This window comes from Posidoniimonas corsicana (genome assembly GCF_007859765.1).
GTDB classification, from domain to species: Bacteria; Planctomycetota; Planctomycetia; order Pirellulales; family Lacipirellulaceae; genus Posidoniimonas; species Posidoniimonas corsicana.
Map to the genome: position 1 here is coordinate 3,571,960 of NZ_SIHJ01000001.1, position 12,829 is coordinate 3,584,788.

11 protein-coding genes are annotated in these 12,829 nt (G+C 68.0%); 5 read left to right on the forward strand and 6 right to left on the reverse strand.

Annotated elements, in window-relative coordinates; translation table 11 throughout:
- The first annotated feature begins 150 nt into the window (after positions 1-150).
- Positions 151-1,671, forward strand: a complete 1,521-nt coding sequence (locus KOR34_RS13625) for a CoA-acylating methylmalonate-semialdehyde dehydrogenase (protein WP_146565112.1) — start codon at positions 151-153, stop codon at positions 1,669-1,671.
- 15 nt (positions 1,672-1,686) lie between these two features.
- Here KOR34_RS13625 and KOR34_RS13630 read toward each other — a convergent pair whose 3' ends face one another.
- A complete protein-coding gene (locus tag KOR34_RS13630) occupies positions 1,687-2,004 on the reverse strand; it encodes a hypothetical protein (protein ID WP_146565113.1) in 318 nt (105 codons plus the stop codon).
- A 415-nt stretch (positions 2,005-2,419) separates the two neighbouring features.
- On the opposite strand from KOR34_RS13630, the gene KOR34_RS13635 reads away from it, so the two are divergent.
- The gene (locus tag KOR34_RS13635; RefSeq protein ID WP_228714605.1) at positions 2,420-3,280 is read left to right on the forward strand and encodes a helix-turn-helix domain-containing protein; all 861 of its coding nucleotides are present in this window, start codon (positions 2,420-2,422) and stop codon (positions 3,278-3,280) included.
- A 12-nt stretch (positions 3,281-3,292) separates the two neighbouring features.
- On the opposite strand, the gene KOR34_RS13640 is transcribed toward KOR34_RS13635, so the two are convergent.
- Entirely contained in the window at positions 3,293-4,417 is a 1,125-nt protein-coding gene (locus tag KOR34_RS13640) for an arabinan endo-1,5-alpha-L-arabinosidase (protein WP_146565114.1), read from the reverse strand.
- A 64-nt stretch (positions 4,418-4,481) separates the two neighbouring features.
- Positions 4,482-5,183, reverse strand: coding sequence for a hypothetical protein (locus KOR34_RS13645; RefSeq protein WP_146565115.1), 702 nt, complete (start codon positions 5,181-5,183; stop codon positions 4,482-4,484).
- A 198-nt stretch (positions 5,184-5,381) separates the two neighbouring features.
- Here KOR34_RS13645 and KOR34_RS13650 point away from each other — a divergent pair, with 198 nt between their 5' ends.
- The gene (locus KOR34_RS13650) at positions 5,382-6,239 is read left to right on the forward strand and encodes a hypothetical protein (protein WP_146565116.1); all 858 of its coding nucleotides are present in this window, start codon (positions 5,382-5,384) and stop codon (positions 6,237-6,239) included.
- On the opposite strand, the gene KOR34_RS13655 is transcribed toward KOR34_RS13650, so the two are convergent.
- Positions 6,184-7,401 (reverse strand): Hsp20/alpha crystallin family protein, encoded by a 1,218-nt coding sequence (locus KOR34_RS13655; protein ID WP_146565117.1) that lies wholly within the window; start codon positions 7,399-7,401, stop codon positions 6,184-6,186. The two genes, KOR34_RS13650 and KOR34_RS13655, sit on opposite strands and share 56 nt — an antisense overlap.
- Before the next feature lie 165 nt (positions 7,402-7,566).
- On the opposite strand from KOR34_RS13655, the gene KOR34_RS13660 reads away from it, so the two are divergent.
- Positions 7,567-8,550, forward strand: coding sequence for a bile acid:sodium symporter family protein (locus KOR34_RS13660; RefSeq protein WP_197531397.1), 984 nt, complete (start codon positions 7,567-7,569; stop codon positions 8,548-8,550).
- A gap of 1 nt (position 8,551) precedes the next feature.
- Here the strand turns inward: KOR34_RS13660 and KOR34_RS13665 are convergent, their stop codons facing one another.
- Complete coding sequence (locus KOR34_RS13665; protein WP_146565119.1) at positions 8,552-10,588, reverse strand: LamG-like jellyroll fold domain-containing protein; 2,037 nt, start codon at positions 10,586-10,588, stop codon at positions 8,552-8,554.
- 182 nt (positions 10,589-10,770) lie between these two features.
- Here KOR34_RS13665 and KOR34_RS13670 point away from each other — a divergent pair, with 182 nt between their 5' ends.
- Positions 10,771-11,394: an antibiotic biosynthesis monooxygenase gene (locus KOR34_RS13670; protein WP_146565120.1), complete on the forward strand. Its 624-nt coding sequence runs from the start codon at positions 10,771-10,773 to the stop codon at positions 11,392-11,394.
- A 63-nt stretch (positions 11,395-11,457) separates the two neighbouring features.
- Here the strand turns inward: KOR34_RS13670 and KOR34_RS27500 are convergent, their stop codons facing one another.
- Positions 11,458-12,084 carry a tetratricopeptide repeat protein gene (locus tag KOR34_RS27500; RefSeq protein WP_146565121.1) on the reverse strand — a complete coding sequence of 209 codons (627 nt, stop codon included), beginning with the start codon at positions 12,082-12,084 and terminating at the stop codon, positions 11,458-11,460.
- Positions 12,085-12,829: the final 745 nt, after the last annotated feature.

Genomic DNA, 12,829 nt, shown 5'->3' on the forward strand with positions numbered 1-12,829 from the left:
TCCGCCCTCCCCGCTTGCCAGTTTGGTGCAATCTGCGGGAGGTGGTATCTTACCGCAAGCAGCGCAGTCGTGCGAAGAGGACTCTTGCAACCTTCCATGTTGGCCCAGCGCCAACCTCACCGTAGCCTGGGGATACTCCCTAGGATGATAATGAGCACCGCCGTCAGCGTCGAAACCGTTCCCTCACTCATCGGCGGCCAGTGGCTGCAGCTCGAAGCCGACGCGTACGAGGACGTCTACAACCCCTCCAGCGGCAAGGTCATCGCCCGCACGCCGCTGGGCTGCGCCGCGGAGGTCGACCGGGTTGTGACGGCGGCGGCCGCCGCCCTGCCCGCCTGGGCCGACACGCCGGTGGTCGAGCGGGCCCGCGTGATGTTCAAGCTGCGGCAGCTCATGGACGAGCGGTTCGAGGAGATCGCCCGGCTGGTCACCCGGGAACACGGCAAGACACTCGCCGAGGCGCGGGCCGAGGTGAACCGCGGCGTGGAGATGGTGGAGTTCGCCGCCGGCATCCCTAGCCTGCTGATGGGCGACTCGCTGCCGAACATCGCGGCGGGGGTCGACGCATCGTGCGTGCGTCACCCGGTAGGCGTGTGTGTGGGGATCACGCCGTACAACTTCCCCAACATGGTGCCGCTGTGGATGGTCCCCGTGGCGATCACCTGCGGGAACGCGTTTGTGCTCAAGCCGTCGGAGAAGGTGCCGCTGTCGGCGGTGCTGCTGGGCGAACTGCTCGACGAGGCCGGGCTGCCGCCCGGCGTGTTCAACCTGGTGCACGGGGGCAAGCCGTGCGTCGACGCGTTGCTCACGCACCCGCAGGTGGCGGCGGTGTCGTTTGTCGGCTCCACGCCGATCGCCGAGGCCATCTACAAGACCGGCACGGCCCACGGCAAGCGCGTGCAGGCGGCCGGCGGCGCGAAGAACCACCTGATCATCATGCCCGACGCCGACATGGACCAGACCGTCAAGGCGCTAGCGGCCAGCGCCTACGGCTGCGCCGGCCAGCGGTGCATGGCCGGCAGCATGGCCGTGGCGGTTGGCGCCGCGGGCGACCCGCTGGTCGAGGGCCTGGTCGACTTCTCGCGGAAGATGAACGTCGGACCGAGCGATCCCGACGTCGATGACGCCGCCGAGTCGGTCGACATGGGCCCCGTGATCCGCGACGCCCACCGGCAGCGGGTGGCGGGCTACCTGGACATCGCCGGCGCGGACGGCGCGACCGTCGCGCTCGACGGCCGTCGCGGCGACACCGAGGACGCGTTCCTGATCGGGCCCAGCGTCGTCGATCACGTGGCGCCCGGCATGCGGATCGCTACCGAGGAGGTGTTCGGACCCGTGCTGAGCGTGAGCCGGGTCAAGACGCTCGAGGACGCGCTCGCGCTGGGCGACAACTGCGAGTACGGCAACGGGGCGGTGATCTTCACGCAGAGCGGCTACGCGGCGCGTGAGTTCACGCAGCGGTTCAACGCCGGCATGATCGGCGTGAACGTGGGCGTGCCGGCGCCGATGGCGTGGTTCCCCTTCACCGGCTGGAACCGGTCCTTCTTTGGCGACCTGCATGTGCAGGGCGTCGAGGGGATCCAGTTCTACACGCGTCAGAAGGTGACGCTCTCCCGCTGGCCGCGGCCGGACCAGTCGCACGCCGACCCGGTTTGGAAGACGTCGCGCTAGCGACCGTGCCGCCGGCTAGTTGGCCGGCGCCGGCCCCGAACCAAAGTTCCCGGAGCCGAGGTTGTAGTACGCCAGCAGCAACGACCGCACCGCGAGCTCGCCCGGCGAGTCGAGGAGGTGGTCGGCCAGGTCCCGGGCCTCGTCGGCCGACAGGCCCTGCCCCAGACGCTCCAGCGCCCCGTGGGCGAGGTCGCGCACCCGCGGCGAGCGGTCCTTGAACGCCTTGGACAGCAGCGGGATCGCGGCCGACACCTCGGGCCCGTGCTCGACGACCAGGTTGGTGACCGTCGCGGAGCGGATACCAGAATCCAGATTCTCTAGCGCCGTAGCCATTGCTGTCGTACTCCAAAAGCACTTGCGGGTTCTAGCCGCGGCTGTGTCTTCCCGGGCGGCGTCGCTGCTCAGCTCTGCGTCGCACCAGGGGCAGAGCCCCATCGCGATCTGACCGTGCGTGACACTGCAGTCCGTGTGCTCGGGCATCATGACAAGTCCGGGATCCATCGCGTGTGGACTACGCTCGGCGCCCGCCGCAGACCGCCCTCCCCAACGAGCCGATTGCCGAGCGGGCCCCGGAACAGCGGGGACCCCGGCGCGGGGCGTGTGCGACAAGTACCGCCTGTCGAGGATTCGCACCCGGCGGCCGGTCACGGCCCGCCTGCCGGATCTCTACCTCGTTCCTTCATCCTATTGCATCAGGATATGATTACTCTCCCTCGACAGATGGCTCAACTTGCCATATCCTGAGACCGTGAAGCATTTCAATGCAAGACGATCCGATTTCGCCCCCTACGGCTTTACCTGCGAGCTGTGGGAGCCGCACCGCATGCCGCGGCCCGACCGGCACGAAGAGATCGAGATCAACTACTTGAACGAGGGTTCGCTGGTCTACAACCTGGGCGGTCGGCAGATCCGCCTTGAGCCCCGCCGCCTGACCATGTTCTGGGCGGCGCTGCCGCACCAGATCGTTTCGTTCAAGGGCGTGGCGTCCTACTTTGTGGTCACGATCCCGTTCGACCGGTTCCTGCAGTGGGGGCTGCCGGAGTCGGTCCAGTCGCACCTGCTGGTCGGCGACGCCATCGCGTGCACCGACCCCCAGCAGAGCCAGATCGACGCCATCCTGCTGGAGCGGTGGCGCACCGACCTGAACCACGCCGACGAGCAGACGCACCGCATCGTGCTGCTGGAGCTGCAGGCGCGGATGATGCGGCTGAGCCAGTCGGCGCCGCTCGGCCCGCCGCCGGTCGGCGACGACGACTCCGCCGTCCGCCCGAAGCCCCAGGCGTCGACCCTCGAGAAGGCGGAGCGGATGGCGTGCTTCATCGCCAAGAACTACAAGCGTGCGATCCCGATCGCGGACATCGCGGCGAGCGTTGACCTGCACCCCGACTACGCCGCGACCGTGTTCCGCAAGTCGTTCGGCGTAACGATCAATGCGCAGGTTACACGGCACCGGGTGGCCGACGTGCAGAGCAAGCTGCTCAGCACCGACCAGCCGATCATCGACATCGCGTACGGCGCCGGCTTCGAGTCGCTCAGCAGCTTCAACCGAACGTTCCGCACGTCGACCGGCATGACGCCCCGCGCGTTCCGCAAGCAGTTCCGCAGGTAGCTGGTCCGGCTGCTAGTCGACGTTGACCACGGGCCAGCCCTGGGGGTCCCACTCAATCGGACGCATGAAGAGCTTCGGCCGGCCCTCGTCTTGCTTGTCGTACGCGTGGCAGATCAGGTAGTCGGTCCCGTCGAACGTGTAGACCGCGTTGTGCCCCAGCGCCGCCCAGCGGTCGCTCTGCTCGACGCCCTGCACTACCAGCGACCCGCCGCCGTTGACCATCGACTCGCCCTCGCGGTCCAGGTAGGGCCCCTTTACGTCCTTGGATCGGCCCACGACCACCTTGTACGTGCTGTCGACTCCGCGGCAGCAGCGGTCCCACGACGCGAACAGGTAGTAGTAGCCATCGTGCCGGAAGATGAACGGCGCCTCGATCGCACCGCTCTGGGACGCGCGGTTCAGCTCCGTCAGCTTCGGGTTGTAGAGCTCGTCGTAGTCGAGTTCGGGGTTGGCCGAGTCGCCCGCGTCGAACTCGTCGAGCTTCCAGTAGCGGTGCCGGGCGGCGATGGTCCGCCACTCCTGCGGCTCAGAGAGAGCCGTCAATTCTTCGGATAGCTTGCACAGCTTCAAACCGCCCCAGTGCGAGCCAAACGCCATCCAGGGCGTGCCCTCGGCGTCGCGGAACACGGCCGCGTCGATCGCGTTCCACATGTCCCGCCCCGGGACCGACTGCACAACCATGCCGTGGTCGACCCACTCGTAGGCTTCGTCCTCTGGGTTGAGCGTCGTGTTGGTCACAACGCCGATCGCCGAGTTGTTCCGCCCGAACGCCGACACCGAGTAGTACAGGTAGTACCGATCGCCGTCGTGGAAGATGTCGGGCGCCCAGACGTGGTTGCGGAAGCGGGGCAGCATCTCCTTCACCCACTCGGGCGAGCGCTCGAACACGCTGCCCGCGCGGCGCCACTCCTTGAGGTTCGTGGACGTCCAGATGTCGACGCCCCGACCGGTGCAGAACAAGTAGTACGTATCGCCCTGCTTGGCCATCACCGGGTCGTGCACGACCGGCAGGTCTGACTGAGCAGCGGCCGGTGTGGCTGCCTCACCAAGGAAGAGCCCAACAACAACCAGCCACGTGAAGGCTCGCCACGGGGAAACCGACCAGCGGGCGCAATGATCGAAACAGAATCCAAGCATGCCGAAACCGATGCAAGACAGAGAAGACGAGCCACCGCGGGCGACACCCGCGCTGCTTGGCATGTTAATCGGCCAGCGAAGGCGTGTCGACAAGCGGCCGCAACCCGCCCTGCAGCGGCGTCAGGTCCAGGGGCTGCAGGTTCAGAGGGGCGAGATCTAACGCCGGTGTGCGGAACTCGATCGGCTTGGCGATGGTAGGGGATGCTGCGCCACCGAATAGTTTCCCCCCATTAAGAGCGCCGCCAAGATCTATCGCCCCTAGAGACGCTCTGCCGGCGCCGGGCGCCGCCTTAAAGTCGCTGGGTCCCGACAGCATCTTGGGCGGTTGGGACGTGGGCGGCGGAGCGGTTGACGGCCTGGCGACCGACGGGCCCAGGTTTTGTCTCTTGATGACCTCCGGCTTCCGACGTTCCCACCACGCCTTCGTCCCAGGCGGCGCGCCGCTGGGCGCTTGGCGTCCACTCGAACCGTGTACCACGCCCGGCGTAGCGAAGCCCGGCGATGTCGGTCGGTGCAGATCGTAGTGCAGGCGTTTCTCGTACGGGTTGAAAGCCGGCCTTCGACTAGCCGGCGCGCCCCACCCGACGCCGGCCGGGTTGGAGGCGCCGGTCGGCTTTGGCTTCTGAGTCGTCGCGAGCGTAGTGCGGAACGGCGCCGATGGCCTGCCGGTGAACGTCTGGCCGAGGGCTGGCCCGCAGGTTGCGGCCAGCCAGCCGCAACCCACCGCGACGCCACAGCAACCCAGTCGAGTCAGCGTAAGCAACATGAGTCAGCCCTTCCCTCGACTATTTGGGGAGGATCTCGCACCCGTCGTTGCCATACTAGCACTGCGGCACGCCGCACTCAACCGTAAAACGAAAAAGCCGCGGAGCGTTTCACCTTACGCTTCCCATCCGGGTGGGTTGGCGGGGATCACCGACGGTTGGTGATCTGCGACCAACGCACCACCCCGGAGAGACACGCCGTGCAACGCTCTACTTCCTGCCTTGCAATGCTCGCCTGCTGCCTGGCCTGCATGTCCGCTGCCGCGGGTCCGCCGGTTGCCTTCCCTCCCGGCACGAGCCTCGACGGCAGCGGCGCCAATCAGACCGAGTACTCGGCCCTCCGCCAGACCTTCCTCGCGCCGGCGGTCGGCGGGCGGATCGAGTTCGACTGGCAGGCGTTCTCCAGCGAGTTCTTCGGGGGCGGCGGCGAGGATGTCTTCTACGTGCGGCTGATCGACCCGACCAACAATAGCGTCGTGGACGCGCAGGACTGGGCCCTCGACCCGACGCCCGCCGGCTACTCTGGCTCGTTCACGCCGGTTGGCGCCCCGCCGATGGGGACCACCGCGCCGTCGGAAGCGTCGGCCGGCGGATTCGGGCTGACCATCGACGCGTACCACCTGGACGGCGGAACCGGTTGGGCGACCGCGGCGTTGTCGTTCCCGCCCGCGGCGGCCGACCGTCCGCTGTCGCTCGAGATCCTGGTCGCCGACACGTTCGACCACTTCGCCGACACCAGCCTGGCGATCGACAACTTCCGCGCCCGTGATGTCACCGGCGCGACCATCGCCTCGCTCACCAACCCAAGCTTCGAGGGCCTGCTCGCCGGCTGGACCGGCGAGGGCAACGTGGGCGTCTACCAGCAGCTGACCGACCTGTTCGGCGGTGTGGCGCCGGTGGCCGGCACGGCGCCGACCGACGGCAAGCTGTACGCGGTGGTCTCGACCGGTGGCAGCGTGCCGGAGCCCGCCTCGCTGGGCCTAGCGTGCCTGGCCGCCGTGGCTACTTGTCGCCGGTCGCCCAATCGGCGTACCACCGCCGGTGGTCCACGTCTTTGAACGGGTGCTTGGTGACCGCAGTGTCCGCGTCCTGCTTGCCGAGCAGAAACTTGTCGACGAACGCCTCGACCTCGGGCCGCTGGCTGTCGGGCAGGCGGCAGTGGGGGTGCCCGGCGACGATCGAGAACCCAAACCGGTCGCCCACCCCAAACGTCTTCCAAACCTGGTGCGCCGCCCGGCACGATACGTAACCCGACTCGTCGGCCAGCCACTCGTAGTCCGGGTTCCCCAACACCAAGAGCGCCCGCGGCGCGACCAGCGCCATCAGCTCGTGGTGGTCGTAGGGGAGCTTGTCGACGGTGTCGGAGAACTTGAACATGTCCTCGATGAACCACTGGTGGCTGGTGCGGCCGAGCGTCTCGACGCGGCCGAGGGTCTCCGACACGCGCCATGCCGCGGCCCCTCCTCCGCCCGACTCCTGCGCGATGGTCAGCGCGATTCGCTCGTCGAGCGCGCCGGCGAACAGCGCCATCTTGCCCGCGAACGAGCAGCCGGTGACGCCCAGATGCTTGAGGTCGATGGGCAGGCTCTCCTGCGTCAGCTCCAGCCCGTCGATCAGCCGGCTCACGCCCCACGGCCACGCGGCGTAGGCGCCCATGTGCGTCAGCTCGGGGTAGAGCCGGTTGATCGGCTCGCTGCCCCGCCGCTGGGTGTGGGACATGACCTGGCGGAAGTCGAACGCAATCCGCGCGATACCGCGGCTGGCGAAGATGTCCGCCGGCAGGCTCCCCGTGGGCCGGCCGACGCCGATCACTGCCGGGAACGGGCCGGCGCCGTCGGGCAGCTCGACCTGGGCGGTGAGGGTGAGCGTCTGGCCGTTGACGGTGACCTCAACGGTCAGCACGCCGTCGGCGTACTCGGCCGTGATGTTCTCTGGGCGGGCCGGCTTGGGGCCGATGCCGTAGTGCTCGATCTCCGCCTTGATCTCCGACCGTCGGCGGGGCCAGTCGCCGAGTTCCGTCGAGCCGCCGCTCCCGTCCGACCACGCGAACGGGTCGGGCAGCATCGGGACGGACGGCAGCTCGTCGATCCCTGGCAGCACGGGCTTGTCAAACGGCTCGCTAGAGTTCTCCGCGTCATACACGAGCGGCGCCGGCTGGGCGAACACCAGGCCAGCCGGCAGACCGGCCGCTAGGATCAGTAGCGTTGCTCTGAAGATCATGCTCGCTGCTCCATGGCAGGTGGCGGCGTCGGCCGACCCCATCGAACGAGGGCGATCGCAGACAGCGCCGCGGAATAGGTGGGAAGGAAGAGTCGCTGCGAAGCTTGGCGGGCATTCTAGCAGATGCGGACGCGCGGCGGGGCGGCTTCTGCTACAATCCCCCGCGTGATTCGCCTCCTCAACCTCCTCGCCAACCTGTTCCCGGTCTGGGTGGTCGTGTGCTGCGCGGCGGCGTTGGTGCACCCGCCGCTGTTCGACTGGTTCGGGCCGTACATCGTGCCGGCGCTCGGCGGCATCATGCTGGGGATGGGCGTCACGCTCACGGCAGGCGACTTTGTGCGGGTGCTGCGTGAGCCGCGGCCGGTGCTGCTGGGCGTGGCGGCGCAGTTCACCATCATGCCGCTGCTGGGCTGGGCGATCGCTACCGCCTTTCGATTGCCCAACGAGATCGCCGTGGGCCTGATCCTGGTCTCCTGCTGCCCGGGCGGCACGGCCTCGAATGTGGTGACCTACATCGCGCGGGCCAACCTGGCGTTGTCGTTGCTGATGACCATGTGCAGCACCTTCGCCGCGATCGCGCTCACGCCGCTGCTGACCAAGTGGCTGGTGGGTGAGCGGCTGCCGGTGGACGCGTGGGGGCTGTTCCTCTCAACGGTGCAGGTGGTGCTGCTGCCGGTGCTCGCCGGGCTGGTGCTGCACCACGTGGCGCCCAAAGCGGTCGAGCGCGTCACGCCCGTGGCGCCGTTGGTGAGCGTGATCCTGATCGCGCTGATCTGCGCGAACATTATCGGCCGGAACGCCGCGGAGGTGATCGAGCACAGCGGCCGGCTGACCGCGGCGGTTGGGCTGCTGCACGCCGGCGGGTTCGGGCTGGGCTACGCCGCGGCGTGGCTGTTCGGCTACGACAAGCTGGTGCGGCGGACGGTGTCGATCGAGGTCGGCATGCAGAACTCCGGCCTCGGCGCCGCGTTGGCCACCCGGCACTTCACCAACGCCCAGACGCTGCTCTGCCTGGCCGCCGTGCCGTGCGCCATCTCGGCGGTCGCGCACTCGGTGATCGGCAGCGTGCTGGCCGTCGCCTGGCGGATGCGTTCGCCGGAGGGGGATGCCGCGGAGGCGAACCAGAACTCAGACTCTGAAACGCCCTAGCCTACGGCGCCTGCGGCGGCCGCTCGGCGAGTTTGGCGACCTGCCCATCGGTCAGCGCACCGTCGTACACCTGCAGACCCTGCACCTGCCCGGCCAGCGGCGGATCGCTGGGGAACCGCGAACGGCCGATCCAGTTCTCCGGCGTGCGGCCAAGCTGGTGCGGCGGGTAGTCGACGCCCTCGTTCTGTCCGACCGGCTGGCCGTCGACGTACAGCGTGCCGGTGCGGCCGCTCAGCGTCACCGCGACGTGCGTCCACCGCCCCACCGGCAGCGGCGCCGCGGAGTCGATCCGCTGCTCGTTGTACCGGTAGTTGGACGCCACGGCGAACCGGGCGCCGCCCTGGTCGCTGCGGGGCGTGAGGAACAGGTAGCGGCCGCGGTCGTCGCCGAAGTCGAACACCCGCGACCACGGCCGGGCCTCGTCCAGGCGGACCCAAACGGCGAACGTGAAGTCGGACAAACCGCTCACCACGCCCGGCGGCAGCGCAGCGTGCCCACGTTCGCCGTCGAGCGTCAGCACGCCGGCCGGGGAGAGCTTCGCGCCATCGGCCGGCTGCAGCCACCCGGAGTCAGCGGACCCGGGGCTCACCAGCCGTGGGGCCGAAACAAAACGCACCGGCTGAGAGCGTGACCGCACTTTCCCGCCGGCAACCGCGGCGACCGCGTACCAGCACTCGCCGGCCGGCGGATTGGCGTCGGTATGCGTGGAGGTGAACGGGTTGTAGCGGGCGAGCTCCTCGTAGGGGCCACCCTCAGAACTTGCTCGGAGCACCCGGTGCTCGTTGGCGCCGGCGGCGCCCCACCATGAGAGCACTACTTGGCCGGCGTGCCGCCGCGCCGTCAGGCCGGATGGGCGGGGCTGGTCCACCTCCGGCTCGCGTGTGGCGGTCAGCGTGCCGAACCCAACCTGGTCGTACGTTGAGGCGTGCCCGCCGCCGCCCCGTTCTGGCCGGAGCCGGGCGGCGTACCGCTCGCTGTAGGGGGCGGCGACCCCCAGGCGATTGGTGTAGTGGTTCAGCACCAGCTCGAAACCGGGCCGGAGCGCACCACGCCCCGCGGCCGAAATCTCCGGCTGCTCGCGGTAGTCGCCCCGCTGACCGATGCCCCACGCGTAGAACTGATAGGGAACCTCTTCGCCCAGGTTGTAGCGGGCCACGTACTCCGCGCCGGCCAGCAGGCGGTGGTTGTCGTACGAGTAGAGGTCGTCCCCCTGGTTCCAGGCGGTCTCGCAGAGGGGGCCCATCAGGGAGATCCCGAGCGTGGTGTGGCCCTGGTCGCGGCCGGCCTCCTGCCACTGGCCCAGGTTGCCGGGGTGCCGGAAGTACACCGCCTTGTCCATCGCGCCGTTGCCGTGGCCGCGGTGGAAGTAGTTGAGCGCCTCGTCGTACAGGTCGCGGCGGTCGCACAGCACGCCGATCGACATCACCGCGGCCATGTTGCACAGGTCCCAGTTGGCCCAGTAGTTGGTGATGGCGGCGTCGTTGTGGTTGACTAGGAAGTCGTGGTTCATTGGGTAGAACACCTCGAGAATCACCCGCTGGCAGCGGCGCAGGTCCTCGCCCGACCAGCCTGGGTAGCCGCGTAGCAGCTCGGCCGCGTTGGCGAATTGATAGCCGTAGATGCCGGCGGCCAGGAACCGGTCGGAGTTGCCGGTGATCTCACGCAGCTCGCCCGTCCAGGCGTTGATCACCTCGGCCGCCTTGTCGGCGTAGGCGTCGTCGCCGCTGAGCCGCCACCGCAGCGCGAGCTGGTACGCCGCGTGCACGTCGCGGGCGAGCAGCACAAAGTTTTGCCCCTGGCCCCCGCGGACCACCCGCTCCAACGGACGCGGGCGGTAGTCGAGCTGCGCGAGCGGGCTATCGACCAGCGCCCGCCAGCCGGAGAGCCACGGCTCTTCGCCCGCTTCGATCCTGGCCCGCACGCGATCGAGGTCCGCCGCCGTGTGCAGCATGCCGGGGTGCACAAACGGTCGGTCGGCGTTCTGTGCGGCCGCGGCGGCCGGGAACAAACAGACAATCAGCAGCAGCAGGCGGGGCATGGCGGGCCGTTCGGTCGGGGAGAGGGGCGGCGGGGAGGGAGCCTCAGTATACCCCACGCTCCCGGCGGCTTGCGTGCGCCCCGCCGCGGGCGGCGGCGTTCCCGCAGCGGGACGCGCCTCGTGTATAACCGACGGGGCGTCCCTCGCGCGACGCCACCCGCCGCCCGCCAACACGCAACGCCATGAAGCCGCCGACCGCCCACCACAGCCCCAACCTCCCGAGCGAAGCGGTCCACTGGGCGATCTCGCTGGTCGCGAAGGAGGGACGCCAGGCGGAGCTCGACGCGCGGCTGGTCGACCTCGCCAAGCGGTCGCTCGACCTGCCCGGCGTGACGGGCGTGCACCTGATGCGGCCGCCGGAAGGATCCGACTCGCGCGAGTTCCACCTGCACCGCTCGTTCCTCAACCGCGAGGAGAGCCGGCGGTTCTACGAGTCTCAACTCTTCCAGGACTACCAGCGCGAGGCGGGCCCGCTAATCGAGGGCCGGGCGGTGGTGCGGCCGTTGCACGGCTTCGAGGCGTTCTTCCGCGAGGGGGCGGCGGTGCCGCCGCGGTGGAAGATGGCGGTGCTGACCTGGCTGGCGGTCTACCCGTCGGTGCTGCTGGTGTCGCTGACCGTGGCCCCGCTGCTAGAAAGCTGGCCGCTGCCCGGCAAAACCGCCGTGCTGACGATGCTGGTCGTGCTGCTGCTGGCGTGGGTCATCATGCCGCGGCTGACGCGGTGGTCGCGCACCTGGCTGCGACCGGAACTGCGCGAGGTGCACCTCGGGGCGCCGGTCGCCGCCGACGGCGAGCGGCCGCGGTGAGGTGAGTCGCAGATGATAGGAACTCAGATCGACAGCTCCAATAGCGTGCTACGGCCTCGTCGCTCACGACGTCAACCTTTTGAACTTCTTGCTTCGCAACAAGCGTGTAGCACGACCTACGTGCTGACTTGACGCCTCTCGGATTAACACGGCCGCCTTAGCAACATCTCTCCGAACGCCCCGCCCTTCGAGGTAAATGCGCCCAAGGTAGTATTTCGCCTTTGGATGCCGCTGCAAGACTGCCTTCTCGAACCAATCCCTTGCCGCTGCGTAGTCCTCACGGTCATAGCACATCTGCCCCAGGCTGAACTGTGCGCTAGCTTCTCGCCGTCGTGCAGACTTACGATACCACCGCTCAGCCTCCTTCAAGTTTTCCTCGGTGCCGCAACCATTGTGGTAGTGCCAAGCGAGCGCGAGAATCGCATCTGGATAGGAGGCGTTTGCGGAGCGTTGCACCCACTTGAATGCTTGGACTTCGTCGGCATCCACACCTCTTCCTTCCAAATAGCAAAGGTTGAGGTTGTATTGGGCTACCCGGTTGCCGGCCGTCGCGGCTTTAGAGTACCAATAGAACGCCTTCTTATACGACTTCCGGACACCTTGCCCTTGATCATAGAGCCATCCCAGATTGCATTGGGCCCTAGCATTTCCTGCTTCAGCTTTGCGGCTAAGGATAAGCAAGTGCGTCATAACCGCATCACGGTGGCATCCGGGTATCCAACGGGCTTCCAGAAAAACCCTACCATGCAAGACCGCGCCGAGGAACGGGCCGGTCTGAGCGATCGCTGGGCGCCATGCCCACCCGTAGCAGCGTGGGCATGCCTATGAGTTGGTCGCTGCGCTTGGGAGATCTATCCTCGTTGGCGCCCGACAACGCGTGACGTGATGGAAAGATCGCACCTATTCACGCGCGAGCATGCGACTAGGCGCCCAACTTCTCAGTAGAAACCGGCCACCCAACGCGGTCCAATAGGGGGAGCGGCGGCGGCTTGGTCGGTGGGCGGAGTTGGGTGCGCGGCGGTGGGTGTTTGCTGTCCGTGGGGCGCCCCCACCCTAGCCCTCCCCCTGAGGGGGAGGGGATTCTTGCGTTGGGCTTCGCGTGGCGATTGCTCGATTTGCAGAGGCGGTTGGAGGTGGGTTCTGTGCGGGGCGTCGCCCGAACTGTTGGGGACCGCCCGCGGGTCGGGGTTGCGTCCGCTGTGGTGGTCAGAAACGGACAAAACCCCAGCCGGCCCACGACGCCGGCTACGCTGCAAGTCGCTGCTGTAAAAAGGTTTACACGAGGAATTGGGGCGGAGCTGTGCCCCGAGTCTTGTCCGCTCCGCTCGTGTTTTTGGACAAAACGATTTGGACAAAACGATTTGGGCAGAACGATTTGGGCAGAACGATTTGGGCAGAACGTTTAGGAGTAGACGTTCGGGCGCTGCGCCCGGTG

Excerpts from the sequence above, each read along its gene's own strand:
- KOR34_RS13625 (WP_146565112.1), top strand. The coding sequence starts at position 151 with ATGAGCACCGCCGTCAGCGTCGAAACCGTTCCCTCACTCATCGGCGGC.
- KOR34_RS13630 (WP_146565113.1), bottom strand. The coding sequence starts at position 2,004 with ATGGCTACGGCGCTAGAGAATCTGGATTCTGGTATCCGCTCCGCGACG.
- KOR34_RS13640 (WP_146565114.1), bottom strand. The coding sequence starts at position 4,417 with ATGCTTGGATTCTGTTTCGATCATTGCGCCCGCTGGTCGGTTTCCCCG.
- KOR34_RS13645 (WP_146565115.1), bottom strand. The coding sequence starts at position 5,183 with ATGTTGCTTACGCTGACTCGACTGGGTTGCTGTGGCGTCGCGGTGGGT.
- KOR34_RS13655 (WP_146565117.1), bottom strand. The coding sequence starts at position 7,401 with ATGATCTTCAGAGCAACGCTACTGATCCTAGCGGCCGGTCTGCCGGCT.
- KOR34_RS13665 (WP_146565119.1), bottom strand. The coding sequence starts at position 10,588 with ATGCCCCGCCTGCTGCTGCTGATTGTCTGTTTGTTCCCGGCCGCCGCG.
- KOR34_RS13670 (WP_146565120.1), top strand. The coding sequence starts at position 10,771 with ATGAAGCCGCCGACCGCCCACCACAGCCCCAACCTCCCGAGCGAAGCG.
- KOR34_RS27500 (WP_146565121.1), bottom strand. The coding sequence starts at position 12,084 with ATGACGCACTTGCTTATCCTTAGCCGCAAAGCTGAAGCAGGAAATGCT.